General features: G+C 67.3%; 23 protein-coding genes. 20 read left to right on the forward strand and 3 right to left on the reverse strand.

From position 1 onward, the window contains the following. Window positions 1–114 precede the first annotated feature (114 nt). Window positions 115–3,372, forward strand: coding sequence for an ammonium transporter (gene amt, locus M2319_RS01055; protein WP_264599574.1), 3,258 nt, complete (start codon window positions 115–117; stop codon window positions 3,370–3,372). A 12-nt stretch (window positions 3,373–3,384) separates the two neighbouring features. Here the strand turns inward: amt and M2319_RS01060 are convergent, their stop codons facing one another. Then, complete coding sequence (locus M2319_RS01060; RefSeq protein ID WP_264599575.1) at window positions 3,385–4,278, reverse strand: complex I NDUFA9 subunit family protein; 894 nt, start codon at window positions 4,276–4,278, stop codon at window positions 3,385–3,387. 66 nt (window positions 4,279–4,344) lie between these two features. Beyond that, window positions 4,345–5,274: a LysR family transcriptional regulator gene (locus M2319_RS01065; protein ID WP_264599576.1), complete on the reverse strand. Its 930-nt coding sequence runs from the start codon at window positions 5,272–5,274 to the stop codon at window positions 4,345–4,347. 119 nt (window positions 5,275–5,393) lie between these two features. Here M2319_RS01065 and M2319_RS01070 point away from each other — a divergent pair, with 119 nt between their 5' ends. From M2319_RS01070 to M2319_RS01090, 5 genes are read left to right on the forward strand one after another with little or no spacing between them, the layout of a single operon-like run. Continuing rightward, entirely contained in the window at window positions 5,394–6,386 is a 993-nt protein-coding gene (locus tag M2319_RS01070) for a TRAP transporter substrate-binding protein (RefSeq protein WP_264599577.1), read from the forward strand. Between the two features lie 55 nt (window positions 6,387–6,441). Next, window positions 6,442–6,975, forward strand: coding sequence for a TRAP transporter small permease (locus M2319_RS01075; protein WP_264599578.1), 534 nt, complete (start codon window positions 6,442–6,444; stop codon window positions 6,973–6,975). After that, window positions 6,972–8,264 (forward strand): TRAP transporter large permease, encoded by a 1,293-nt coding sequence (locus M2319_RS01080; protein WP_264599579.1) that lies wholly within the window; start codon window positions 6,972–6,974, stop codon window positions 8,262–8,264. The genes M2319_RS01075 and M2319_RS01080 overlap by 4 nt, the downstream gene beginning before the upstream one ends. Before the next feature lie 30 nt (window positions 8,265–8,294). After that, the gene (locus M2319_RS01085) at window positions 8,295–9,887 is read left to right on the forward strand and encodes an N-acyl-D-amino-acid deacylase family protein (protein WP_264599580.1); all 1,593 of its coding nucleotides are present in this window, start codon (window positions 8,295–8,297) and stop codon (window positions 9,885–9,887) included. A gap of 22 nt (window positions 9,888–9,909) precedes the next feature. Beyond that, window positions 9,910–11,121: a DegT/DnrJ/EryC1/StrS family aminotransferase gene (locus tag M2319_RS01090; protein WP_264599581.1), complete on the forward strand. Its 1,212-nt coding sequence runs from the start codon at window positions 9,910–9,912 to the stop codon at window positions 11,119–11,121. Here M2319_RS01090 and M2319_RS01095 read toward each other — a convergent pair. Continuing rightward, entirely contained in the window at window positions 11,118–12,014 is an 897-nt protein-coding gene (locus M2319_RS01095) for a DMT family transporter (RefSeq protein WP_264599582.1), read from the reverse strand. The genes M2319_RS01090 and M2319_RS01095 overlap by 4 nt on opposite strands. 444 nt (window positions 12,015–12,458) lie before the next feature. On the opposite strand from M2319_RS01095, the gene M2319_RS01100 reads away from it, so the two are divergent. From M2319_RS01100 to M2319_RS01165, 14 genes are all read left to right on the forward strand, one after another. Then, a complete protein-coding gene (locus M2319_RS01100; RefSeq protein WP_264599583.1) occupies window positions 12,459–12,854 on the forward strand; it encodes a phasin family protein in 396 nt (131 codons plus the stop codon). Between the two features lie 150 nt (window positions 12,855–13,004). Then, complete coding sequence (locus M2319_RS01105; RefSeq protein ID WP_264599584.1) at window positions 13,005–14,759, forward strand: alpha/beta fold hydrolase; 1,755 nt, start codon at window positions 13,005–13,007, stop codon at window positions 14,757–14,759. Between the two features lie 56 nt (window positions 14,760–14,815). Further along, a complete protein-coding gene (gene atpD, locus M2319_RS01110) occupies window positions 14,816–16,261 on the forward strand; it encodes a F0F1 ATP synthase subunit beta (protein WP_264599585.1) in 1,446 nt (481 codons plus the stop codon). Beyond that, the gene (locus tag M2319_RS01115; RefSeq protein ID WP_264599586.1) at window positions 16,258–16,704 is read left to right on the forward strand and encodes a F0F1 ATP synthase subunit epsilon; all 447 of its coding nucleotides are present in this window, start codon (window positions 16,258–16,260) and stop codon (window positions 16,702–16,704) included. The genes atpD and M2319_RS01115 overlap by 4 nt, the downstream gene beginning before the upstream one ends. Next, entirely contained in the window at window positions 16,701–16,973 is a 273-nt protein-coding gene (locus M2319_RS01120) for an AtpZ/AtpI family protein (RefSeq protein ID WP_264599587.1), read from the forward strand. Before M2319_RS01115 ends, M2319_RS01120 begins: the two co-directional genes overlap by 4 nt. After that, complete coding sequence (locus M2319_RS01125) at window positions 16,970–17,254, forward strand: ATP synthase subunit I (RefSeq protein WP_264599588.1); 285 nt, start codon at window positions 16,970–16,972, stop codon at window positions 17,252–17,254. Before M2319_RS01120 ends, M2319_RS01125 begins: the two co-directional genes overlap by 4 nt. Then, window positions 17,251–17,940: a F0F1 ATP synthase subunit A gene (locus M2319_RS01130; protein WP_264599589.1), complete on the forward strand. Its 690-nt coding sequence runs from the start codon at window positions 17,251–17,253 to the stop codon at window positions 17,938–17,940. The genes M2319_RS01125 and M2319_RS01130 overlap by 4 nt, the downstream gene beginning before the upstream one ends. After that, window positions 17,937–18,182 (forward strand): F0F1 ATP synthase subunit C, encoded by a 246-nt coding sequence (locus tag M2319_RS01135; protein WP_264599590.1) that lies wholly within the window; start codon window positions 17,937–17,939, stop codon window positions 18,180–18,182. Before M2319_RS01130 ends, M2319_RS01135 begins: the two co-directional genes overlap by 4 nt. Window positions 18,183–18,198: 16 nt before the next feature. Continuing rightward, the gene (locus M2319_RS01140) at window positions 18,199–18,942 is read left to right on the forward strand and encodes a F0F1 ATP synthase subunit delta (RefSeq protein WP_264599591.1); all 744 of its coding nucleotides are present in this window, start codon (window positions 18,199–18,201) and stop codon (window positions 18,940–18,942) included. Continuing rightward, window positions 18,929–20,461, forward strand: a complete 1,533-nt coding sequence (locus tag M2319_RS01145) for a F0F1 ATP synthase subunit alpha (RefSeq protein ID WP_264599592.1) — start codon at window positions 18,929–18,931, stop codon at window positions 20,459–20,461. The genes M2319_RS01140 and M2319_RS01145 overlap by 14 nt, the downstream gene beginning before the upstream one ends. Next, entirely contained in the window at window positions 20,458–21,324 is an 867-nt protein-coding gene (locus M2319_RS01150) for a F0F1 ATP synthase subunit gamma (protein WP_264599593.1), read from the forward strand. Before M2319_RS01145 ends, M2319_RS01150 begins: the two co-directional genes overlap by 4 nt. 210 nt (window positions 21,325–21,534) lie before the next feature. Then, complete coding sequence (locus M2319_RS01155; protein ID WP_264599594.1) at window positions 21,535–22,179, forward strand: pyroglutamyl-peptidase I family protein; 645 nt, start codon at window positions 21,535–21,537, stop codon at window positions 22,177–22,179. A gap of 70 nt (window positions 22,180–22,249) precedes the next feature. Further along, complete coding sequence (locus tag M2319_RS01160) at window positions 22,250–23,311, forward strand: ABC transporter ATP-binding protein (RefSeq protein ID WP_264599595.1); 1,062 nt, start codon at window positions 22,250–22,252, stop codon at window positions 23,309–23,311. A gap of 90 nt (window positions 23,312–23,401) precedes the next feature. Next, entirely contained in the window at window positions 23,402–24,589 is a 1,188-nt protein-coding gene (locus M2319_RS01165; protein WP_264599596.1) for an ABC transporter substrate-binding protein, read from the forward strand. The last annotated feature ends 6 nt before the right edge of the window (window positions 24,590–24,595 follow it).

Consider the following 24,595-nt stretch of genomic DNA (forward strand, 5'->3'; position numbering starts at 1 on the left):
TGGGCCAAATGTCTCAGATACTTCGGCGCAAAAACGCGCCGTCGTTATCTCCATTTTTACCAGTCGTCCGGAAAATCCCGCACTGTGTATACAAGGGATCGCGGGGGGCGACCGATGATTTTCAAGGGACTACATGGCGCGCGCTGGATGCTGCTGGCATCAGTGCTGCTGGCAGTGTTGTCCGCTCCGGCAGCGGCGAGCGAGGTCACCGAGGCGATCGCTGCAGTGCAGCGCAAGCTCGATTTCGCCTGGGTGCTCGTCGCCGCAGCGCTCGTGCTTCTCATGCAGGTCGGGTTCCTGCTGGTCGAAGCGGGCATGGTGCGGTCCAAGAACGCCATAAACGTCGCACAGAAGAACCTGCTCGACTTCGTCTTTTCGGTCGTCGTCTTTGCCGGCATCGGCTTCATGTTCGCCTTCGGCGGTTCGACCGGCTACCTGATCGGCATCGACAGCAAGCTGTTGATGCTGTCCGACGTCGACGCCTGGGGCCTGACCTTCTTCGTCTTCCAGGTGATGTTCTGCGGCACAGCGGCGACGATCGTCTCCGGCGCCGTCGCGGAACGCATGCGCCTGTCGGCCTATGTGCTGTGCTCGATCTTCATTTCCGGGCTGGTCTATCCGGCCTTCGTGCACTGGGCCTGGGGCACGGCACTCACCGACAGCCCGGGCGCCTTCCTTGCCCATATGGGCTTCGTCGATTTCGCCGGCTCCACCGTCGTCCACGGCACCGGCGCCTGGATCGCGCTTGCCGCCTGCATCGTCATCGGCGCCCGCCACGGCCGCTTCGATGCCGACGGCAAACCGGTGCGGTTCCACGGCCACAGTCCGGTTCTGGCCACCGCCGGCGCCATCCTCTTGTTCGTCGGCTGGATCGGCTTCAATGGCGGCTCCACGCTCGAGGCCTCGCCGGCCGTCGCCCATGTCATCGCCAACACGGTGCTTGCCGCCGCCACCGGCGGCACGGCGGGCTATCTGCTCGGCTGGTGGCGCGAGCGGGTGCTGCTTCCCGACAAGGTGTTCTCCGGCCTTCTCGGCGGCCTCGTTGCCGTCACCGCCGGCTGCATGGCGCTGAAGCCCGGCGGCGCGCTGATCATCGGCTTTCTCGGCGGCACCGCCGCGGTCGTCGGCATCGGTCTGCTGGAACGCCGGCTGCATGTCGATGATGCCGTCGGCGCCGTCGGCGTCCACGGCGTTGCCGGTGTCGTCGGCACGCTCGGCGTTGCGCTGCTTGCCCCGGTGGAGAACCTTCCGGCCGGCGGCCGGCTCGCGCAACTCGGCGTGCAGGCGCTCGGCTCGGGCGTCAATTTCGCCTGGGCCTTCGGCCTCGGCCTCGTCTTCTTCCACCTGCTCGGCAAGGTCATCCTGCTGCGCGTCGACGCCCATGGCGAAGAGGTCGGCCTCAACGAATCCGAACACGGAACGCGCCTCGGCATCGGCCATGTGGAGGATGCAGTTGGCCGGCTGGTCGACGGCAAGGCCGATCTCGGCCTCAGACTGCCGGTCGAGCCCGGCGACGAGGCCGAACGGATGACGCGGCTGTTCAACTCGCTGATGGACGCGATCGAGAACGAGGAGATCCGGCGTGGCCTCGACAAGGATATGAGGCGCGACGACGAGGAGTCCGAGCGGCTGTCGGCGCTCGCCAACGCCACCTTCGATTCCATCGTCATCTCTGTGGAGGGCGTCGTCATCGACGGCAACGCGGCGCTGGAGACGCTGATCGGCCTGCCGCTGTCGCGCATCAAGGGACGCTCGATCGAGGAATTCGTCGACAAGGCCTGCCTGCCGCTGGTCGCCGAGCAGATGCAAAAGGCCGACACCGGCCCCTACGAACTGATCCTCCACCGCTCCGACGGCGCGGAGATTCCGGTCGAGGTGCGCGCCCGCGAAATCATCTATCGCGGCCTGCCGACCCGGGTCGCGGCGATCGTCGACTTGCGCGAGCGCAAGGCCGCCGAGGAGCGCATCCGGCACCTCGCCCAGCACGATCCGCTGACGGACCTGCCGAACCGGGCCGTCTTCACGGACCGGCTGGTGCGCTCCATCACGCTGGCGCGGACCAAGCCGATCGGCATTGCCGTCATCCTCATCGACCTCGACCATTTCAAGGACATCAACGACCTGCACGGCCATCCGGTCGGCGACAAGGTGATCGCGGCAACCGGCGAAAGGCTGCGCCAACTGACACGGCATACCGACACCGTGGCGCGCCTTGGCGGCGATGAATTCGCGATCGTCCAGGCCGACGTGCAGTTCGCCAACCAGTCGGCCGACCTCGCACACCGGGTCGTCTCGATCCTGTCGCAGCCGATCGACTGCGGCGACGGGCTGGTGGTGCGCGTCGGCGCCAGCCTCGGCGTTGCGCTGTGTCCGGGCCATGGCGACAACCCGGAAACGCTGCTGTCGCGAGCCGACACCGCGCTTTACCGGGCCAAGATCCAGGGCCGGAATACCTATTGCATCTTCGAGGAGGGCATGGATGCGGCGGTCCGCAAGCGCCGCGTCCTGGAGGCCGATCTCTCCGCCGCCATCGAAGAGGAGCAGTTCGTCCTCTACCTGCAGCCGCGGCTCGACCTGCATTCGAGCGGGATCACCGGCTACGAGGCGCTGATCCGCTGGAACCATCCCAAGAAGGGCATCATCGAGCCGGCCGATTTCATTCCGGTGGCCGAACAGTCGGCGCGGATCGTGGCGATCGGCGAGTGGGTGCTGAAACGGGCCTGCCAGATGGCCGTCGAGCAACTCGGCGCGGCGCGGATCAGCGTCAATGTCAGCCCGCTGCAGTTCCGCGACCGGGGCTTCCTTGACAGCGTCCGCACCGCCCTGGAAGAGAGCGGGCTGAAGGCGGCGCGGCTTGAGATCGAGATCACCGAGAACGTTCTCATCGAGGACGACGAGCGGGCGCTTGAGATCCTGAAGGCGCTGAAGAAGCTCGGCGTCGGCATTTCGCTGGACGATTTCGGCACCGGCTATTCCTCGCTCAGCTATCTCAGCCGGTTCCCGTTCGATTCGATCAAGATCGACCGCTCCTTCGTGCATTCGGTCTCGGGCTCGGAGAACGTTCTGGCCATCGTGGAGACGATCGTCAGGCTCGGTCGCGCGCTCGGCATGCGGATCGTTGCGGAAGGCGTGGAAACGCCGGAACAACTGGTGCTGTTGCAGGCGGAAGGCTGCGACGAGATCCAGGGCTATCTCGTCGGCCGGCCGCAGCCGCTCGGCTCCCACGCGACGATGCTGCCGGACCAGGTGGTCGAGGCGCTGCTCGCCGATCCGGTGCGCGACAGGGATCCGATCGCGCAACTGAAGCACGCCGCGGCCCGGATGCGGGAGAGCACGCCGCTGCCGGTCGCGCCGGCGCGTCAGAAGAGCTGAGGCGTCAGGCGGTCATTCGCCGAGATAACGGCCCGCGACTTCTTCGAAGCCCTCGGGGTCCTTGATGCCGAGGGCGGGAAGGCCGGGCAGGGCCGGATCGGCCACATTGTCGCCGGCCATCAGGGCGACGACGCCCTCCGTGATCGGGGCGGCGGGGCCGAGAAGACCGGCCGCCCGGGCGATCAGGGCCCAGCCGGCCATCGGCACCGGCACCAGCGGTCGCCGGCGGCCCTGAAGGTTCTGCACCGTCTCCACGCATTGCCGGTAGCTGAGGACGCTGGCGCCGCCGAGCTCGAACACGCCGCCATCGCCGCTATGGGCCTCGACGGCATTGCGAATGGCGCGGGCCACATTGTGCAGGGAGACCGGCTGCAGGCGCACGCTGCCGTCGCCGAAGAGGGGCACGGCCGGCAGCCATCGCGGCAGCCCGGCGAGCGCCGACAGGAACGCATCTCCCGGTCCGACCATCACCGAGGGGCGCAGGATCATCGCCTTTTCAAAGGCCGCGCGGACGGCCTCTTCGCCGCGGCCCCGGGCCGAGACATAGGGCGAGGAAGAGGCCGCGTCGGCGCCGATGCCCGAAAGATGGATGAGCGTCGTCACGCCGGCATCCTTCGCCGCCTCGGCGACGGTGCGGGCGCCGGCGACGTGGATGTCGTCGAAGGTGAGTCCGCCGCTTTCCACATAGAGGCTGACGCAATTGACGACCGCATCGGCGCCGGCAACGGCCTCTTTGACCGAGGCCGGATTGGTGATGTCCGCGTGTCGCCATTCGCCGTGTTTGGGCTTGTGGCGCGTGGCCGCAACGGCGCGGTGGCCGTGTTGCAGCAGCTTGTCGATCACCTGCCGGCCGAGGAAACCGGTCCCTCCGAAGACCACGATGAAGCGTTGCGGACCGTGCGGCATGAGATTCCTTTCCTCGACCGTTCCCGATGGTGGCGCGCCGACGGGAACGGTTCAATAGTTCCTTGGTCAATGCGGAAGCGGTTCGCCCGTTCCTAACTCTTCCGGTACAGGGAGCGCCAGAGGGCGGACGTGATCGACGAAGCGCTGGACAGCAGGTCGCATGCCCGCGCGCCGCCACACCAGGTGGGTGCCGACCGGACCGCAACGGTCGGAGATCGGGATCATGCGCACCCGGTCGTCGGTGTAGCTCTTCAGGTGTTCCGTCTGCACCGATATCCCCATGCCGCAGGCGACGAGGCCGATGATTGCCGTGCTGTTCGGCACCCGCTGGACGACCCGCGGCGAGAACCCGGCATCGGCGCAGACGCGGTAGAGGATGTCGTGGAAGAAGGCCCAGCGGTCGTCGCGCCCGAGCACGAAATCGGCGTCCCTGAGGTCGGCGAGCCGGATCGCCGTCGCCCCGGCGAGGGCATGGCCGACCGGCACGATCGCCACCAGCCTGTCCGCCTGAACCAGCAGGTCATCGAGATCGGGATCGGTCACCGGCCCGGTGACGAAGCCGAGGTCGAGCTGGCCGGCCCGCATCATCTGGTACTGGGCCTCGGTCCAGGCCTCCTGGAGCTGGATCGAGACGTCGGCCGAGGCGGCGCGGAACGACTGCACCAGTTCGGCAAGGCGGCCGGAGATGGCGATGTCCGTATAGCCGATGGTGAGATCCCCGGCGTCGCCGGCGGCGATCTTCTGGGCCTTGAGGACGGCGCTGCGGAGCGTGGCAAGGGCCTCGGCCGAGCCGGTGCGGAAGCTCTCGCCGGCCTCCGTCAGCGCGACCTTGCGGGTGTTGCGCTCGAACAGAGCGACGCCGAGTTCCGTTTCCAGTTGCGCGATCGCCCGGCTGAGCGCCGGCTGGGTGACGCCGAGTTCGCGCGCCGCCTGGTGGAAATTCAGCCGCTCGGCGAGGAGCTGGAAGTAGCGGAGCCGTCTCAGTCCCATCTGCATGATGCAAGATATGCATCAATACCGGCCGATTAACAATTACACAGTTCGAAATGCCTCCGTTATGGTTTTTGCATGCGATCCGCTCAAAGAGACGCAGGCACCAGACAGAGGACGAGACTATGAACAGCATGATCCGGACAGCGGCGGCAGCGGTCCTGTTGGTATCGACCGGCATGGCCGCACAGGCAGCCGACGTGACGATGAATGTGGGCTGGTCGACGCCGGCCGAGTCCAGCTACAGCATCCTGGCCAACAAGTTCGAGGAACTGGTCGAGAAATACAGCGACGGCACGATCGACGTGAAGCTGCATTGCTGCGGCCAGATCGCCAGCGAGGACGACGCCTTCCGGGCCATGCAGCTCGGCACGGTCGATGCCTATTTCGTCAGCCAGAACAACATCTCGCCGCACTGGCCGCTGATGGACGTCTTCGTCCTTCCCTACATGTTCCAGGACACCAAGCATCTGGTGAAGGTCGCCGACGGTCCGATCGGCGACCGGATCCGCGAACAGCTCCGCAAGGACACCGGCGTCCACCTCTTGACCTTCGGCGGCCCGAGCTACCGCGACTTCTTCGATTCCGTGCGCCCGATCAACACGATCGAGGACATGGAGGGGCTGAAGATCCGCGTGCCGAAGAACGAGGTCATGCTGGCCACCTTCGAGGCGTTCGGCGCCGAGCCGGTGCCGCTCGCCTGGTCGGAGACGCCGACCGCGCTGCAGACGGGCACCATCGACGGCGGCGACAACGGCACCAGCGTCATCAAGGAAATGAAGTTCTACGAGTTCGCCAAGCACCTGGTGATCCTCGACCATTTCGCCAGCTTCTCGCCGCTTCTCGCCTCCGACCGGTTCATGGGCAAGCTCGACGACGCCCAGCGCGAGGCGGTGCTGCGCGCCGCCAAGGAGGCGGGCGACTATCACTCCGAGATCACCCTCAAGCAGACCGAGGAGGTCCGGAACTGGCTGGCAACCGAGGGCGGCATGGAGATCACCCGTCCGGAGCGCGGCCCGTTCATCAAGGCCGCCCAGAAGGTCCAGCAGGCGTTCGCGGCGAAACGCGGCGCGGCCTTCACCGACCTTGTCAACGCCATCCAGGCTGCGGCCGAGTAAGGCACGTTCGGCGCGGCGGTGCGAACCGCCGCGCCGCATATCCGGACCCGGACCCATGCCCATCCTCGCCTGGCTCGAACGTCATCTGGAAGAGGCCGTGTGCTGCGTCGCGCTTGCCGTCGTCGCCGTCTGCGTCTTCCTGCAGGTGATCATGCGCTACCTGTTCCACACCGCCTTGCAGTGGAGTGAGGAGGTGGCGGCGATGGCCATGGTCTGGGCCGTCTATATGGGCGCGGCCCTGTGCGTACGGGAACGCTTCCACATCCGCATCATGGCCGGCGTCATGCTTTTGCCGAAGCGGGCCGCGCTCGCCTCGATCGTGCTCGCCGATCTCGGCTGGGCCGCGTTCTCGGTGATGATGCTGGTCATCAGTGCGGATTATCTCTCGGTGCTGGCGCAATTCACCTCGCGCTCGCCGCGGCTCGGCATCGACCAGCTCTACCCGCAGTCCATCCTCGTCATCGGCTACGGGCTGATGCTCGCGCGCCTCGTCCAGATCTACGTCATCTGGCTGCGCGACGGCCGGCCCGGCTTTCCCGGCATGCGGCCGGAACACCAGATCGACCTTGAGACGGGGGTGGAGAAATGAGCCCGCTTTCCGCCCTTGCCACGGTCTTCGTGGCGCTCACCGTCGTCGGCATGCCGCTCTTTGCCGCCGTCGGGCTGACGACGATCCTGGCGCTCTACCTGATCGACATCCCGTTCACGCTGATGGCGCAGACCGGCTATTCGAGCCTGACGCCATTTCCGTTGCTGACCATCCCGCTCTTCGTGCTCGCCGGACGGCTGATGGAGGTCGGCGGCATGGCCGAGCGGATGATCTCCGTCGCCACCAGCCTCGTCGGCGCCTATCGCGGCTCGCTCGGCCTCGTCACCTGCTTTGCCTGCATGCTGTTCGCCGCGCTCTCCGGCTCCGGCCCGGCGACGACGGCGGCCATCGGCTCCGTCACCATCCCGGCGATGCAGCGCGAGGGCTATTCCGTGCCGTTCGCCGCCGCCATCGCCGCCTCGGCCGGTGCGCTCGGCAGCCTGATCCCGCCGTCCAACCTGATGATCATCTACGGCCTCGTCTCGGAGACCTCGATCCCGCGGCTGTTCCTGGCCGGCATCGTGCCGGGGATCATCATCACCGTCCTCTTGATGCTGACGACCTACGCGATCGCGGTCCGGCGCGGCTATGGCGGCTCCGGCGAGCCGTTCTCCTGGGGCCCGTTCCGCAAGGCGCTGTGGGACGGCAAATGGGCGGTCGGCGCGCCGCTCATCATCCTCGGCGGCATCTATGGCGGCGTCTTCACGCCGACGGAGGCGGCCTCGGTCGCCGTCTTCTACGCGCTGTTCGTCGGCGTCTTCGTCTACGGCCAACTGACGATGAAGAAGGTCATCGAGTCCTTGCGCTTCACCGCGCTCCTCACCGGCATCCTGATCCTTCTGACGCCGACGCTCGCCTTCGGCCAGCTTTCCGCCTTCTACGACATTCCGAGCGCGGTGAAGGAGGGCATCACCTCGCTGACGACGAACGTCTATCTGGTGATGATCCTGATCGGCATCTTCTACATCATCATCGGCACCTTCATGGAGAGCCTGGCGCAGATCATCCTCTTCACCGCCGTCTTCCTGCCGCTGGTCACCAGCCTCGGGGTCGATCCGGTACTGTTCGGCGTCTTTACCGTGATCACCTGCGAGATCGGCTTCCTGACGCCGCCGCTCGGCGGCAACCTCAACGTCGCCTCGCGGATATCGGGCGTCACCATTGAGCAGATATCCGTTGCCGTCCTGCCCTATATCGTCGCCTACATCCTCGGGATGCTCCTGCTGATCTTCCTTCCCGACGTGGCGACCTTCTTTCCGGACATGGTCTACGGCCCGGCCCGGCACTGACATCCGCTTCAGATTTTTATGGAGGATCGCATGCTCGACATCGTGATTAGGAACGGCCGTGTCTTCGACGGTACGGGTGCGGACGAAATCCTTGCCGACATCGGGATCAAGGACGGGCGGATCGCGGCGATCGGCCGGATCGAGGACGCCGGCGAGGTCGAACTCGATGCGGCGGGCCTTGCCGTCTCGCCGGGCTTCATCGACCTCCACACCCATTCCGACTTCACGCTTGCCGCCAACGGCAAGGCGGAAAGCCAGGTGCACCAGGGCGTCACCACCGAGGTCGTCGGCCAGTGCGGTGTCTCCTGTGCCCCGGCTCGCAACAAGGCCGATATCGAGCTGATGGCGCCGGGCTTCACCGAGGGTGCGGTCGACGTCGACTGGCTGTCCTTCGCCGACTATCTCGACCACCTCGATGGGGTCGCCCTCGGGGTCAACGTCGCCGCCTTCGTCGGCCACGGCACGATCCACCGCGCCGTCCTCGGCGATGCGCTGAGGCCGGCGAGTGACGAGGAAGTCGACGAGATGAAGGCGCTCCTGGAAGAGAGCCTCGAAGGCGGCGCCTACGGCTTTTCCACGGGCCTGGAATACTGGCCCGGCAGCCTAGCCGATCCGGACCAGCTCACCGAGATGGCTAAGCTCGCCGCCAAATACGACGTCCTCTACGCCACCCATGTGCGCAATCGCGACCGCTTCTACGACCTCGGCTTCGGCGAGGCGCTGGCGACGGCGCGTGCGGCGGAAGCGCGGCTGCAGATCTCCCACATCCAGCCCAAATACGGCGCGCCCGACTACGCCATGCAGCATGCGCTGGAGATGTGCTCCAGCGCGCGGGCCCGCGGCACCGACGTCGCCTTCGACGTCATCCCGCATGACTGGAGCCACACCCGCGTGCTCGCCATCCTGCCGCAATGGGCGCAGGAGGGCGGGGTGGACGCCGTGCGCCAGCGGCTGACCGACCCGGCGATGCGCGCGCGGATCAAGAAAAACCCGCGTCCCATGTGGCGGCTGGTCAGCGCCGGCATCTGGGACAAGATCGTCCTGATGCAGTCGGACGCCAACCAGGACCTCGTCGGCATGACCTTCGACGAGATCGGCCGCAAGCGCGGCGCCGATCCCTATGACGCCGTCCTTGACCTCCTCGTGGAAGAGGACGAGGACATGAACCAGCTCATGTGGACCTCGCAGTCGTTTTCCGAGGACGACATCGAGTTGGCCCTCGGCCACGACGATTGCGCTGTCATCTCCGATACGCTGGCGCTGGCGCCCTATGGCTGCCTCAAGCACCATATCGGCTCGCTGTCGGGCTATGGCTGGGCGGCGCGGTTCCTGCAGCATTACGTGCGCGACAGGGGCGTGCTGACGCTTGGCGAGGCACTGCGCCGGCTGACCTCGCTGCCGGCGGCGCGGCTCGGCATTGCCGACCGGGGAACGCTCAAGGTTGGCGCGCGGGCAGATATCACGGTATTCGATGCAAAGACCATCGAAAGCCATACGGATGTGGACAATCCGCGCCGCTACGCCACGGGCGTCGCCCATGTGATGGTCAATGGCGGCATCGCCATGCGCGACGGCGAACGGACGGACGTCAATTCCGGCGAGGTACTGCGGCGGCACGGATAATGAGGCCGCCGGGGGAGGGAAAATGCTCAAGGACGCAACGCCCGAACGGTTCGAAAAATCCTTCACCCAGCAGGAGCCGATCCCCGAGGCGGCGATCGAACGCGCCGTGGAGATCCTGCGCACCGGGCGCCTCCACCGCTACAACACCGGACCGGGCGAAGACTCCGAGGCGGCCCTCCTGGAACGGGACTATGCGGCCTATCAGGGCAGCGACTACTGCCTTGCCTGCTCCTCGGGCGGCCAGGCGCTGCAGATCGGCCTGAGGGCCATCGGCGTCGCGCCCGGCGACAAGGTGCTCGCCAATGCCTGGACGCTGGCGCCGGTGCCGGGCGCCATCCATGCGGCCGGCGGTGTTCCGGTGTTCGTCGAAATCGACGACAACTGGCACATCGACCTCGATGACCTCCGCGCCAAGGCCGAGGCGAGCGTCGCGAAGGTTCTGATGCTCTCGCACATGCGCGGCCACATCGCCGACATGGAGGCGATCTGTGGCATCTGCGAGGAGTTTGGGATCACCCTGGTCGAAGACTGCGCCCACACCATGGGGGCGCGCTGGAACGGCACGCTGTCGGGCAATTTCGGCCGCGTTTCCGGCTTTTCCGCCCAGACCTACAAGCACATCAATTCCGGCGAGGGCGGCTTGTTGACGACCAGCGATCCCGATGTCGCGGCACGTGCCGTCGTCCTTTCCGGCTCCTACATGCTCTATGAGCGGCACGGCGCGATTCCCGATAGGGAGGTGTTTGACCGCGTGCGACTGGAAACGCCGAACCTGTCGGCCCGGATGGACAACCTTCGTGCCGCGCTGCTGCGCGAACAGATTGCCAGCCTCGACGACAACATCGCCCGCTGGAACGCGCGCTACCGTGTCCTCGAAGAGGGTCTCAGGGCCGCGCCCGGCCTTCGCATCGTGGAGCGCCTGCAGCACGAGGCGTTCGTCGGCTCGTCGATTCAGTTCCATGCGGACGGCATCGGCGCGGAGCGCATCCCGAACTTCGTGGAGAAATGCGCGGCGCGGGGCGTCGACCTCAAATGGTTCGGCGCCGCCGAGCCGGTCGCCTTCACCAGCCGCTACGATAGCTGGAAATACCTTGCCGACCTGCCGGATCTGCCGAACACGAAACGGGTGCTTGCCACCACCTGCGACATGCGCGTGCCGCTGACGTTCAGCGAAGACGACTGCCGCCAGATTGCGCGCATCATCGCCGATGTGGCCGGGGAGTTTCGCGGCTAGCTCGGCCGGGTCGTCTTGCCGACCGGCCAGACTTCCAGAACGGCCGCGCAGAGCACCAGCGCGCCGCCGGCCCACTCCCAAGGTCCGAGGTGCTCGCCGGCAAGAAGTGCGGCGGAGACGGCGCCGATCAGCACCTCGGCCATTAACAGGATACCGACGCGGGCGGGCTCGAGCCGGGGCGTCGCCCACATCAGCCCGGCCATCGACGCGCCCCACCAGATGCCGCCCGCAGCAACGATCCAGCCGAGGGCGGGCAAGGGATGCACGATGGCGGCAACGCCGGGCCATGGCTCCAGGACTGGCGCCAGGGCGAGCGCGCCGGCAAGGGCGCCGGCGGCAAAGACGAAGCTCGCCGCGCCCGGCTCCAGCCTCGCCTTTGTGCGGATGCCGGTCGTTGCCGCCGACCACAGGAGGCCGGAGACGAGCGCCAGCCATTCGCCGGTGCCCCTCGGGACGGGAATCTCGCCACCCGCGCCGAGCATGACGACAAGGCCGAGAAGGCCGACGACGATCGCGGCAATCCGCAAGGCCGGCGTCGGCCAGCCCATGACGAAGCGGCCGATGAGGGTGCTCCACACCGGCGTCAGGAAGAACAACAGGATGACGATCGCGACCCGGCCATAGACCAGGGCGATGGAGTAAAGCACGAAGGCGAGGCCGCCGAACGCGACCGAGGCGACGGCCGGCAGTCCTGCCGCCAAAAGGCCGCGCCGGCCGCGGATCGCGAACGGCATCAGCAGCAGCGTCGCCGCACCGACAATGGCAAGGGAGCCCCAGGCGCCGGGCAGGGCAAGGTCGGCCAGCCGGCGCACCGGCAGCCAGTAGAGCCCCCAGAGTATCCCCGTCACCACCACGGTGGCGGAGGCGGCAAATGTCGTGCGATCGCTGTCCATCGGCAGGGTTAGACGGTATCGCACCGCGCGGCGCAAGCGGGCTCTCGGGAAAGACCCGCGGCGGATCTGCTGCACCGCCCTGGGGTTGAACCTCTATCGGCACATGCTACCGGTGTTGCGTCGAACTACCGCATTCCAACCGGCGTTCGGCGCACCAAATTTGTTACAGGCGTTACCATGCGGTCGCGGCAATCGGCGATTGGTTGAACGCCAGCAGTTTCAGCGAGTGCTCTTTCACGGGAGAAGGACGATGGCTGAAACATCGATGCCTGCCCCGGGTTTGATCTTCGGCAAAGCGCCGATCCGGCAGGCGCGGGGACAGGGTTTTCAAGAACAGTTTCGGATCGCCGGTTCCGGCGGGGCCTTTCTTGCGGCCCGTCCGCGGCGGTCGTGCCGGCCGGCATGCACATATGCAGCACCAGGGACACGACAAGGAGACTGACCATGACCACCAAGCGCACAAAGCAGGCGGCGACCATGGCGGCGGGGATGCCGGCGGCCTTCCTGCCGGAGGCCATGTCCACCGGACTGGTCGCGATGGCCCGCACCCAGAGCCGCCTCGCCACCACCGCCATCGACACCAATGTCGAGGTTCTCGATTTCCTTCGGAACCGGTTGCAGAAGGACCGGGACCTGATCGACGAGATCGCGGACTGCAAGGACGCAATGGAAATGATGGATGCCTGGCTTGGCTTCTGGAGCGAGGCCTTCACCGGCTACACCGACGAATTCACGAAGGTGGCGTTCGCCAACGTCAAGACCGCAAGCGATGCGGTGCAGGAGATCAGCCGTGAGGCGACGGTGGGCACCGACGCGGGCGGCATTCGCCCGGCGGCCTGAGCCATGACCAGCATGCATCGCGGGGCAGGTGGCACAAAGGACCGGAAGCGCAGTATAGGGTCGCGCCATGCGGCGGGACGGCGGACAGCCAAGGCGGCTGCCGGCGTCCCGGCGCCGAAGGTCGTGCCATTGCCGGGTGCTGCCCGTTCGGTGAGCGCTCCGCAGGACGACGGGCGGACCGAACAGCCGGCGCTGGAGTTCGACCGCCAGCTCCATGCGGCCTACGGGCAGATGAGCGGCGGGCTGTCGCTGCTGGGGCTTTACGGCGCCTATGTCGACTGGGCCGCGCATCTTGCCATCTCGCCGGCAAAGCAATGGGAGCTTGCCGGCAAGGCGGGCAAGAAATGGGCACGGCTCGGCACCTATGCGGCCAAATGCGCCCTGTCGCCGGCTGGCGAGGTCGCGCCGTGCATCGATCCGCTCGCCCAGGACAAGCGCTTTTCGGCACCGCAATGGCAGGCGCCGCCGTTCAGCATCGCCTACCAGGCGTTCCTGCTCGGCCAGCAATGGTGGCACAACGCGACGACGTCGGTGCGCGGGGTCAAGCGGGAGGACGAGGCGCTCGTCGAGTTCTACAGCCGGCAATGGCTGGACATGGCGGCGCCCTCCAACTTCGCCCTGACCAATCCGGAAGTGATCGACCAGACGATCCGCGAACAGGGCCGCAACCTGCTGCGCGGGGCGTCCTATTTGCTCGACGATGCCATGGCTGCCGTCGGCGCGGCCGAGACGGACGGCACGGCCGGGCCGCTGCTCGGCAAGACCATGGCGGCGACGCTCGGCAAGGTCGTGTTCCGGAACCGGCTGATCGAGCTCATCCAGTACAGCCCGTCGACGAAGACGGTCCACGCCAATCCGGTGCTGATCGTGCCGGCCTGGATCATGAAATACTACATCCTCGACCTTGAGCCGGGGACCTCGCTGGTCGAATACCTCGTCGGCAAGGGCCACACCGTCTTCTGCATCTCCTGGAAGAACCCGGATGCGGAGGACCGGGACCTTGCGCTCGACGACTATCGCCGGCTCGGCGTCATGGCCGCGCTCGATGCCGTTGCCGCCATCAACGGGCCGGCGCCGGTCAACCTCGTCGGCTACTGCCTCGGCGGCACGATGGCGCTGATCGCTGCAGCCGCGATGGCGGGCGTGAAGGATGACCGGCTCGCCTCGATCAGCCTCTTGGCCGGCCAGGGCGATTTCGCAGATGCCGGCGAACTGGGCCTCTTCGTCACCGAAAGCCAGCTCGCGCTCACCGAAGACATCATGGAAACCGTCGGCTATCTCGACCAGCGGGCGATGGCCGGGGCGTTCCGGATGCTGCGCTCGCGCGACCTCGTGTGGTCGCAGATGGTGCGGGAATATCTCCTCGGCAAGCGCGCACCTCCGGGAGCGTTCGAACTTTGGAACCACGACGCGACGCGGATGCCGGCGCGCATGCACGGCGAATATCTGCGCTCTATGTACCTCAACAACGACCTTGCCGAAGGCCGGTTCAGGGTCGCCGGCGAGCGCATCTTCCTGGAGAACATCGAGGTGCCGGCCTTCGTGGTGGCGACGGAGCGCGACTACATCGCGCCCTGGCCGTCGGTCTTCAAGCTGACGCTGATCCTCGGCGGCGACGTCGTCTTCGCGCTCGCCTCCGGCGGCCACAATACCGGCATCGTCGCCGCGCCCGACAATCCGAAGGCCTCGCACCGGCTGATGGAGCATCCGGAGAACGCGACCCATCTCGACCCCGACGAATGGCGGGCCGGGACGGCGCCGCAAAAGGGAAGCTGGTGGCCGGCCTGGGAGGGCTGGCTGGGCGACCTCGGCGGGCCGATGCGCGCGCCGCCGCCGCTCGGCAATGGCGAGGCGGGCTATCCGCCGCTCGGTGATGCGCCGGGCAGCTATGTGATGGAGGCCTGAGAAGCCCGGCCGGTGGGTATATGATGGGGGAGGGGCGTCATTGCGGTAGTGAGTCGATGGAACAGGCGGCGGAAGCTTCGGGACGGGTGATCGCGGTGCGCGGCGCCGTCGTCGATGTCGCCTTCGATGCCGGCCCGCTGCCGCCTATCGACGATTCCCTCCTTATCGAGCGGGACGGGGCCAAGCCGATCCTTGCCGAGGTACAGGCGCATCTCGGCGAGCGTACCGTGCGCGCCATCGCGCTGCAGGCGACGGGCGGCCTTTCCCGCGGCGCCGGCGTGCGCGTTCCCGGCGCGCCGCTGGAAATGCCCGTCGGCGAGGCCGTGCTCGGGCGTCTCCTCGACGTTGCCGGGCAGACGGGCGACGGCGGCGATCCGCTTCCCGAGGACACGCCGCGCCGGCCGATCCACCGCAAGCCGCCGGAATTCGCCCGCCAGACCGGGGCGACCGAACTTTTCGCCACCGGCATCAAGGTCATCGACCTCCTTGCGCCGATCGCCCAGGGCGGCAAGGCGGCGATGTTCGGCGGCGCCGGCGTCGGCAAGACCGTGCTGGTGATGGAACTGATCCACGCCATGGTCTCGGCCTATCAGGGCATTTCCGTCTTTGCCGGCATCGGCGAGCGCTCGCGCGAGGGCCACGAGATGCTGCTGGACATGCGCGAATCCGGCGTCCTCGACCGCACGGTTCTGGTCTACGGCCAGATGAACGAGCCGGCGGGCGCGCGCTGGCGGGTGCCGATGTCGGCGCTGACGATTGCCGAAACGTTTCGCGACGAGGACCGGCGCAACGTCCTCCTGCTGATGGACAACGTGTTCCGGTTCGTCCAGGCGGGGGCGGAGATCTCGGGCCTGCTCGGCCGGCTGCCCTCGCGGGTCGGCTACCAGCCGACGCTGGCGAGCGAGGTCGGCGCGCTGCAGGAGCGGATCGCCTCGGTCGCGGGTGCCGCCGTCACCGCCATCGAGGCGGTCTATGTGCCGGCCGACGATTTCACCGACCCAGCGGTCACCACCATCGCTGCCCATGTGGACAGCATGGTGGTGCTGTCGCGGGCGATGGCGGCGGAGGGCATGTATCCGGCCATCGACCCGATCGCCTCGTCCTCGATCCTGCTCGATCCGCTGATCGTCGGAAAGGAACACGCGGACACCGCCATCGCGGTGCGCCAGACCTTGGAGCACTACCGCGAACTCCAGGACGTCATCTCGCTGCTCGGCATGGAGGAACTGGGCCTGGAGGACCGGCGCACGGCCGAGCGGGCGCGGCGGCTGCAACGGTTCCTGACCCAGCCCTTTGCCGTGACGGAGGCGTTCACCGGTGTTGCCGGCAAGTCCGTCGGGATCGCCGAGACCATCGCCGGCTGCCGAGCGATTCTTGCCGGCGACTGCGACGACTGGCCGGAAAGCGCGCTCTATATGGTCGGCACGCTGGACGAGGCGCGGGCGAAGGCGGAGGCCGGGCCGAAAGAATCCAGGCCGGCGAAAGCGGGGGCCGCGCCATGACGTTGTCCCTCACCATTTCAACGCCGATGGCGGTGCTGGTCGACGGCATCGAGGTTGAGGCCGTGCGGGCCGAGGACCTCAGCGGCAGCTTCGGCATCCTGCCGGGGCACACCGATCTCCTCACCGTGCTGCCGGCCTCCGTGGTGCGCTGGCGTCTTGCGGACGGGGCGATGCGCTATTGCGCGATCCGCGGGGCCGTCTTCACTGTCAACAACGGCCGCGAGGTGGCCGTGGCCTGTCGCGAGGGCGTCCTGGGCGACGACCTTGAGCGGCTGGAAGCCACGGTCCATGCGGAACGGGAGGAGGAGGCGGATGTCGACCGGCGCGCCCGGGTCGAGCAGATGCGCCTCCACGCCCAGGCGGTGCGCCAGCTCATGCGCTTTCTGCGCCCGCAGGGACGCTCCGCCATGGCGCGGCAAGCGCAGCCGGAGGAGGCGCCGTGAGCGAGGACGACCAGTTGGCCGAGGCGGCGCGGCGCGCGGCTGCCGGCCACGACCGGGCGCGCAACGAGCCGGAACCCTCGCTCGGCAAGCGGTTCGGCCAGATCGGCATTCTCGGCTGGGCCATCGTCGTGCCGATGCTGATCGGGCTTTTCTTTGGGCGCTGGCTCGACCGGACATTTGAGACAGGCGTCTTTTTCTCCGCGCCGCTGCTGATGGTCGGTGCGGTCATCGGCTTCTGGTCGGCCTGGAAATGGATGCACAGACAATGACGGCTGGGATCCTTCCCCTCCTTCTCCATTTCGCCCTCGGCCTAGCCGCCGGGTTCGCGGTCGGCCTCTTGCATTTCCGGCTGCTCTGGTGGAACACGCAGATGCTGCTCGGGTCCGGTTCCGCAGTCGCGGCGATTGCGGTCGTCGTCCTCCGCTTTGCCGTCCTCATCGGCGCGTTCGTGCTGCTTGCCCAATTCGGGGCGCTGGCGCTGCTTGCCGGCGCGGTCGGTGTGCTCGCCGCAAGGCAGGTTGCGGTCAGACGCTACGGGGGCGCGGCATGAACGGCTCGCCCCTCGTCCTGGAGCCGGCCTTCTTTGTCGGGCCGGTGCCGATCACCGAGCCGGTGATCGTGACCTGGGTCCTGATGGCGGTGCTGGCGCTCGGCTGCGCGATCCTTACGCGCCGGCTGAAACTCCGTCCGAGCCGGACGCAGGCGGCGCTGGAGCTGTTCGTCACCGCCATCGACGGCCAGCTCCGCGACATCGTCGGCGGCGATCCGGCCCCATTGCGGGCGCTGATCGGCACCATCCTGCTCTATGTGCTCATCGCCAACTGGATGTCGATCGTGCCCGGCGTCGAGCCGCCGACGGCGCATATCGAGACCGATGCGGCGCTCGCCCTCATCGTCTTTGGGGCGACCATCTGGTTCGGCGTTCGCGCGCGCGGGGCCGGCGGGTACCTGAAAACCTTCGCGGAGCCGAGTTGGGTGATGATCCCGCTCAACCTGGTCGAACAGATCACCCGCACCTTCTCGCTGATCGTGCGCCTCTTCGGCAACGTCATGAGCGGCGTCTTCGTCGTCGGCATCATCCTGTCGCTCGCCGGCCTCCTGGTGCCGATCCCGCTGATGGCGCTGGAGCTCCTCACAGGGGCAGTCCAGGCCTACATCTTCGCCGTCCTTGCCGCCGTCTTCATCGGCGCCGCCGCCTCCGAGGGCGGCCAACAACCCCAACGAGGCTCAACATGAACTGGATCGAGATCGTCAGCATCTTTTCCGCCGCCATCGCCGTTTCCTTCGGCGCCATCGGGCCGGCGCTCGGCGAGGGGCGGGCCGTGGCCGCGGCGATGGACGCCATCGCCCGCCAACCGGATGCCGCCGGCACCCTTTCGCGGACGCTCTTCGTCGGCCTTGCCATGATCGAGACGATGGCGATCTATTGCCTCGTCATCGCCCTCCTGGTGCTCTTCGCCAACCCGTTCACCTCGTAAGGATCGGCGCGCCGCCATGCAGATCGACTGGTGGACGCTCGGGCTGCAGACCGTCAACGCCCTCGTTCTCGTCTGGCTGCTGGCGCGGTTCCTGTTCCGGCCGGTGGCAAAAATCCTCGCGGAACGCCGGGCCGAGGCTGAAAAGACGCTGGATGACGCCGCAGCCGCACGAAAGGCCGCCGAAGACGAACGGGACAAGGCCAAGGCCGAGGCGGCAAAGACAGCTTCGAGCCGCGCTGCGATCCTCGGCGCCGCGCAGAAGGAGGCCGAGAAACAGAAGGCATCGCTGATGGCTGCCGCGCGGGCAGACGCCGACAAGCTGCGCGCCGAGGCGAAGGCCGCGATCGCCGGCGAGCGGCGGGCCGAGGAGAAAAAGATGAGCGCGCGGGCCGGCCGGCTGTCGGTCGATATCGCCAGGCGGCTGCTGGACCGGCTTCCGGAAGAGGCGCGCATCGCCGGCTTCATCGGCGGCCTCGCCGAGGGCGTTGCGGCCCTGCCGGAGGCGGCGCGGGCCGAACTGGCCGATGGCGCCGGACCGATGACCCTCACCGCTCCGCGTGCGCTCAATGACGACGAGAAAGCCGCCTGCGAAAGCGCCCTCGCAAAGGCGCTCGGGCGCGAGGTGGACATTAATGTTGCGGTCGACCCGGACCTTATCGCCGGGCTGGAACTCACCGGCCGCCATGCGTCCGTGCGCAACAGTTTCCGGGCCGACCTGGAACACCTTCAAGCGGAGCTGACACGCCATGACGACGCCTGACCCGACCGGTGAGACATGGCTGGAACGCCGCCGCGACACGGTCGCCTCGGCGAAGCTCGGACCGGAGGCGGAGACCGTCGGCCGCGTGGAGAGCGTCGGCGACGGCATCGCCTTCGTCTCCGGGCTGCCGGATGCGCGGCTCGACGAGCTGCTGCGCTTCGAGGGCGACCGCTACGGCTTCGCGCTGACCCTCGACGAGGATCGGATCGCCGCCGTTATCCTCGACGAGGCAACCGAGATCACGGCGGGCATGCGGGTGACCGGGACGGGCGAGGTGGTGCGCGTGCCGGTGGGCGAGGGGCTGCTCGGCCGCGTTGTCGATCCGCTCGGCCGGCCGCTCGACAGCGACGCGCCGATTGCGGCAACTGAACGCCATCCGATCGAAAGGCCGGCGCCGGCCATCGTCGACCGCGATCTCGTTGCGGCGCCGGTGGAGACCGGCGTCCTCGTCGTCGATGCGCTCTTTGCCCTCGGCCGCGGCCAGCGCGAACTGATCATCGGCGACCGGGCCACCGGCAAGACGGCGCTCGCGGTCGACGCCATCATCAATCAGCGCGACAGCGACATGATCTGCGTCTATGTCGCCGTCGGCCAGCGCGCCTCGGCGATCGAACGGGTGATCGACGCGGTGCGCGCGCACGGGGCGCCGGAGCGCTGCATCTTCGTCGTCGCGCCGGCCGCCGTCGCGCCCGGCCTGCAGTGGATCGCGCCCTTTGCCGGCTTCACCATGGCCGAGTATTTCCGCGACCGGGGCGGCCATGCCCTCATCGTCGTCGACGACATGATGAAGCACGCCGCCACCCACCGCGAGCTCGCCCTCCTGACCCGCGAGGCGCCGGGCCGCGAGGCCTATCCGGGCGACATTTTTTACGTCCATGCCCGCATGCTGGAGCGGGCGGCGAAGCTTTCGGAAAAGCTCGGCGGCGGTTCGCTGACGGCGCTGCCGATCGCCGAGACCGATGCGGGGAACCTTTCCGCCTATATCCCGACCAACCTCATTTCCATCACCGACGGCCAGATCGTGCTGGATTCCCGGCTCTTTGCCGCGAACCAGCGGCCGGCCGTCGATGTCGGCCTTTCGGTCAGCCGCGTCGGCGGCAAGGCACAGAAACCGGCGCTCCGCGACGTCTCCGGCCGGGTCCGGCTCGACTACGCCCAGTTCCTGGAACTGGAGATGTTCACGCGCTTCGGCGGCCTGTCGGACACCCGCGTCAAGGCGCAGATCGCCCGCGGCGAGGCCATCCGGGCGCTGCTCACCCAGCCGCGGTTCTCCCCGCTGCGGCTTGCCGACGAGGTGGCGCTGCTCGCCGCGCTCGCCGAGGGCGTTTTCGATGCGGTGCCGGCTGAGGTCGTCGAAGCGGTGCGCGGACGGCTTTCCGGCCATCTCGACGCCCAGGCTTCAGGCGCGGTTGCGGCGCTCAAGGAGACGGGCGAGCTGACGGCAGAGACGCGATCCACACTCGTCGAGGCCGTGCAGGCGCTGGTGGCGGACATCGTGGCGGAAAGGCCGGCGCCATGACCGGGCGGCTCAGCGAGGTCGATGAGCGGATCGGCAGCGTCCGGCAATTGAAGGCCGTGATCACCGCCATGCGCGGCATCGCCGCGGCGCGGGCCCAGGAGGCCAAGGCCCATCTTGCCGGCATCCGCGCCTATGCCGAGACGGTCGGCGGGGCCATCGGCGATGCCCTCGCGCTGATGCCGGACGTCGACGGACACGTTTCTGGCGACGCGGCGGCGGGGCGGCGCCTGGTGATCGCGCTCTCCTCCGAACAGGGTTTTGTCGGCACCTTCAACGAGCGGGTGCTCGATGCTGCGGCGAAGCATCTGAAAGGGACAGAGGCGGCAGAGCTTTTTCTTGTCGGCGATCGGGGACTGATGGCGGCCTCGGAGCGCGATCTGGACGTTTCCTGGTCGGCGCCGATGGCCGCCCATGTGGACGAGACCCAAGGCCTCGCCAACCGGCTCGCCGATGCGGTCCTGAAGCGGCTCTCGGCGGGCGTCACCGCGGTGACGGTGGTCCATGCCGTTCCCGCCGACGGGGGCGGCGCCGTCGCGCTCGTGGACCGCAGCCTGGTGCCGCTCGATTTCGACCGGTTCCCGGTCCGGGCCCGGGGCATCCCGCCGCTGGTCACCCAGGATCCGCAAACGCTGATCGCGCAGCTCGCCGACGAGTACCTCTTTGCCGAACTCTCGGAGGCGATCATGCTCTCCTTTGCCGCGGAGAACGAGGCGCGGATGCGGGCGATGATCGCCGCCCGCCACAATGTGGACGAGCGCCTCGACGACCTCACCGGCCTCTACCGGCGCCTGCGCCAGGACGAGATCACCGACGAGATCATCGAACTCGCGTCCGGCGCCGCCGCGGGAGCGGACGCCCGATAGCGGGCTGGTGCAGTGCGGCGTAAGACCACGCTTCAGGAAGGGGTTAATGGCGGCTGCCTGCGGCCGGCGCGGAACCGCAGGTTTTGTGTGCGCCGCGGCATGTGTATCACATTAGGACATGTATGCATAAGTAAATGCTATTTGATATTATAGCAGAGCCGGAACACACTTCAAAAAAACAACAACACCATTCCAGCAGAAGGGGTGAACGTGACGGCCGAACCGACGATTCTGGTGGCCGCCTACGGTGCGTGGGCGAAGGCTGAAAACAATCCCGCAACATTGACCTTACGGGCCGTGGCGGGCCGCGACTGGTCCGGCATCAACCTCGTTCCGCTCGAGGTGCCGGTGCTGACCGACCGGCTGACGGACACGATCGAGGCGGCGCTCGCAGAGCACAAGCCCGACGTCTGGCTCGGCATCGGCCTTGCCCCCGGGGCGACGACGATGCGGGCGGAAATGCTCGGCACCAACTGGCGTGATTTCGACGTGCCGGACGCGTCCGGCAACTGCCTTGAGGGCGTTCCGGTCATTAAGGGCGCGCCGACGGCCTACGCCGCCACGATCCCGAACCGGCGCATCGTCACGGCGATCCGCGCGGCGGGCATTCCGGCGATCGTCTCCTATGCCGCCGGCAATCATCTGTGCAATCAGATGCTGTTCACGGTGAGCCATCTCGTCGCCGAGCGCGGATTGCCGATGAAATGCGGCTTCCTGCACGTGCCGTTCACGCCCGAGCATGTGGCAAAGCATTGCGATCCGCACCATCCGGAACCGTCGATGGCGCTTTCCATGATGGCGGACGCCGTTTCCATCGCCCTTGGCGAGATCATCGCGGACTGGGGTGCTGCGTGATGCGTTCCCCGATCGCCTTTGCCGCCGCGCCGGCCCGCACCGTCGATCCCCCCGAGACAGCGCCACGGCCATGAGCGAGCCCATTCTCGAACTGCGCGGGCTGCACAAGCGCTTCGGGACGGCGGTTCCCGCGGACGACTTCTCCATGGACGTGGACCGGGGCGAGTTCTTCACCATGCTCGGCCCCAGCGGCTCCGGCAAATCGACCATCCTCAGGATGATCGCCGGGCTGGAATATCCCGACCGCGGCAGCATCGTCATCAACGGGCGGGACATGACCCGCGTGCCGCCCTGGGACCGCCATCTCGGCATGGTGTTCCAGAACTATGCCATCTTCCCGCATCTCGATGTCGGCCAGAACGTCGCCTATGGCCTGCGCAAGACCGGCACGTCGAAGGTCAATGCCAAGGCGCGGGTGGAATCCCTGCTTGCCCTCGTCGGCCTTGAGGGTTTTGGGGAGCGCAACGTTGCCCAGCTTTCCGGCGGCGAGCAGCAGCGGGTGGCGATCGCCCGGGCGCTGGCGCCGAACCCGTCGATCCTGCTCCTCGACGAGCCGCTGTCGGCGCTCGATGAAAAGATCCGGCGCGAGATGCAGGACGAGTTGCGCAACATCCACCAGCGCACCGGCACCACCTTCATCTACGTCACCCACGACCAGGAAGAAGCGCTGACGATGAGCGACCGGGTCGCGGTCCTCAATGCCGGGGCCTACGTCCAGTGCGACACGCCGAAGGAGATCTTCCGCTATCCGCGGACGCCCTTCGTCGCCCACTTCTTCCGTGGCTGCAACGTGTTGCAGGCGGAGTACCGGCGCCGCGACGACAAGGTTTTCGTGGCGCTCGCCGGCGCCGAGGCCGAGGTCGATCCGCGCGGGCGGGACCTTTCCTCAGGCTGCCTTGCGATCCGCGGCGAGACCGTCCATTTCGGCCCGCCGGCCGCGACCTCCGACATGGCGCTCAACGCCACTATCGAGGCGATCACCTATCGCGGCCTCTACAGCAACTACCATTTGAAGCTTGCCGACGGCCAGACGCTGGAAGCGACGCTTTCCCAGCGCAGTCCGATGGCCGTCGGAGACACCGTCTACATCTCCATTCACGCCGACAATCTCGTCGTGCTTGAGCCGGATTGAGGCCCAGAGACAATGGACCCGGTCCACCCCTTCCCGCGTGATCGGACCCTTCCCCCGATCACTGTCCTTCCAAGAGCCAGGGAGTCCCTCATGTCAGACTTTTCGCGTTTCACGCCGCAGCTCGACCGGCGCTCATTCCTGAAAACCACCGGCCTCGTCGGCGCCGCCGCGCTCGCCGGCAGCTTTGCGCCGTTTTCCGCCCTTGCCGCGGACGGCACCGTGACCATCGCCGATATCGGCGTCGGCGATCCGGGCGGCGACTGGTCGAAGTTCAAGGCCGCCACCGGCAAGGACGTCAATCTGGTCTCGATCGGCAATGCGCCGTCGGCCGTCGTCAACCAGTTGCTCGCCGGCGGCGGGCAGAAGACGTTCGACCTCATCAACATCGTCGGCGGCATGCAGAAGCCGCTCGCCGAGGCGGACCTGATCGAGGTCATCGACACCTCCAAGATGCCGAACTTTGCCAAGAACACCTATATCGACACCTATCTCGCCGAGGGTTCGCCGGGCTTCGACTTCATCGGCTATGACGGCACGCTCTATGGCGTTCCGACCGTCCTGCAGGCGGATTCCTTCGGCTACCTGCCGGACAAGACCGGCGAGATCGACAGCTACGGCGCGTTCTTCGATCCGAAGTTCAAGGGCTTCGTCGCCCTTGAGGACAACTACACGACGACCGGCCAGAAGACCGCGCTCTACCTGAAGGCCAACAAGCTGGTCGACATCGAGGACCCGGGCGACATGACGCCGTCGGAGCTGAAGAGCGTCATCGACTTCCTGATCGAGAAGAAGAAGGAAGGCCAGTTCCGGCTCATCTGGTCGGGCTTCGAGCAGGGCGTCAACCTCCTCACCAGCCAGGAAATCTACGTCATGGACTGCTGGGAGCCGATGGTCTTCGTCGCCCGCGACAAGGGCGTCAACGTCAAATATGCCTCGCCGAAGGAAGGCTACCTCCTGTGGGCGATGGCCGCCTATCTGGTCAACAACCCGGACCGCAGCGAGGAAGAAACCGACGCCGCCTACGCGCTGCTCGATTTCATGCTCGGCCCCTGGTACGGCGCCAAGATCACCGGCATGCGCGGCTACATGACCAATCCGATGGCGGCGGAATATGCGGCCGCCCATCCGGACGAGTTCTCCAAGGAAGAGGCGGAGAAAATCGCGGCCATCGATGCCCGGGTGAAGGAAAAGTTCGCCTATGGCGGCACCTGGCAGAACCGCTGGCCGACCCATGTCGAGGCATACGAAGAGGAGTGGCAGCGCTTCAAGGCCGCATAGGCCCGG

The organism is Rhodobium gokarnense (genome assembly GCF_025961475.1).
GTDB classification, from domain to species: Bacteria; Pseudomonadota; Alphaproteobacteria; order Rhizobiales; family Rhodobiaceae; genus Rhodobium; species Rhodobium gokarnense.

Bases quoted from the DNA above. Each gene is read 5' to 3' on its own strand.
- M2319_RS01090 (WP_264599581.1), top strand. From the start codon at position 9,910: ATGCTCAAGGACGCAACGCCCGAACGGTTCGAAAAATCCTTCACCCAG.
- M2319_RS01165 (WP_264599596.1), top strand. From the start codon at position 23,402: ATGTCAGACTTTTCGCGTTTCACGCCGCAGCTCGACCGGCGCTCATTC.
- M2319_RS01115 (WP_264599586.1), top strand. From the start codon at position 16,258: ATGACGTTGTCCCTCACCATTTCAACGCCGATGGCGGTGCTGGTCGAC.
- M2319_RS01145 (WP_264599592.1), top strand. From the start codon at position 18,929: ATGACGACGCCTGACCCGACCGGTGAGACATGGCTGGAACGCCGCCGC.
- M2319_RS01130 (WP_264599589.1), top strand. From the start codon at position 17,251: ATGAACGGCTCGCCCCTCGTCCTGGAGCCGGCCTTCTTTGTCGGGCCG.
- M2319_RS01135 (WP_264599590.1), top strand. From the start codon at position 17,937: ATGAACTGGATCGAGATCGTCAGCATCTTTTCCGCCGCCATCGCCGTT.
- M2319_RS01060 (WP_264599575.1), bottom strand. From the start codon at position 4,278: ATGCCGCACGGTCCGCAACGCTTCATCGTGGTCTTCGGAGGGACCGGT.
- M2319_RS01075 (WP_264599578.1), top strand. From the start codon at position 6,442: ATGCCCATCCTCGCCTGGCTCGAACGTCATCTGGAAGAGGCCGTGTGC.
- M2319_RS01160 (WP_264599595.1), top strand. From the start codon at position 22,250: ATGAGCGAGCCCATTCTCGAACTGCGCGGGCTGCACAAGCGCTTCGGG.
- M2319_RS01080 (WP_264599579.1), top strand. From the start codon at position 6,972: ATGAGCCCGCTTTCCGCCCTTGCCACGGTCTTCGTGGCGCTCACCGTC.
- M2319_RS01140 (WP_264599591.1), top strand. From the start codon at position 18,199: ATGCAGATCGACTGGTGGACGCTCGGGCTGCAGACCGTCAACGCCCTC.
- M2319_RS01065 (WP_264599576.1), bottom strand. From the start codon at position 5,274: ATGCAGATGGGACTGAGACGGCTCCGCTACTTCCAGCTCCTCGCCGAG.
- atpD (WP_264599585.1), top strand. From the start codon at position 14,816: ATGGAACAGGCGGCGGAAGCTTCGGGACGGGTGATCGCGGTGCGCGGC.
- M2319_RS01070 (WP_264599577.1), top strand. From the start codon at position 5,394: ATGAACAGCATGATCCGGACAGCGGCGGCAGCGGTCCTGTTGGTATCG.
- M2319_RS01100 (WP_264599583.1), top strand. From the start codon at position 12,459: ATGACCACCAAGCGCACAAAGCAGGCGGCGACCATGGCGGCGGGGATG.
- M2319_RS01150 (WP_264599593.1), top strand. From the start codon at position 20,458: ATGACCGGGCGGCTCAGCGAGGTCGATGAGCGGATCGGCAGCGTCCGG.
- M2319_RS01085 (WP_264599580.1), top strand. From the start codon at position 8,295: ATGCTCGACATCGTGATTAGGAACGGCCGTGTCTTCGACGGTACGGGT.
- M2319_RS01125 (WP_264599588.1), top strand. From the start codon at position 16,970: ATGACGGCTGGGATCCTTCCCCTCCTTCTCCATTTCGCCCTCGGCCTA.
- amt (WP_264599574.1), top strand. From the start codon at position 115: ATGATTTTCAAGGGACTACATGGCGCGCGCTGGATGCTGCTGGCATCA.
- M2319_RS01095 (WP_264599582.1), bottom strand. From the start codon at position 12,014: ATGGACAGCGATCGCACGACATTTGCCGCCTCCGCCACCGTGGTGGTG.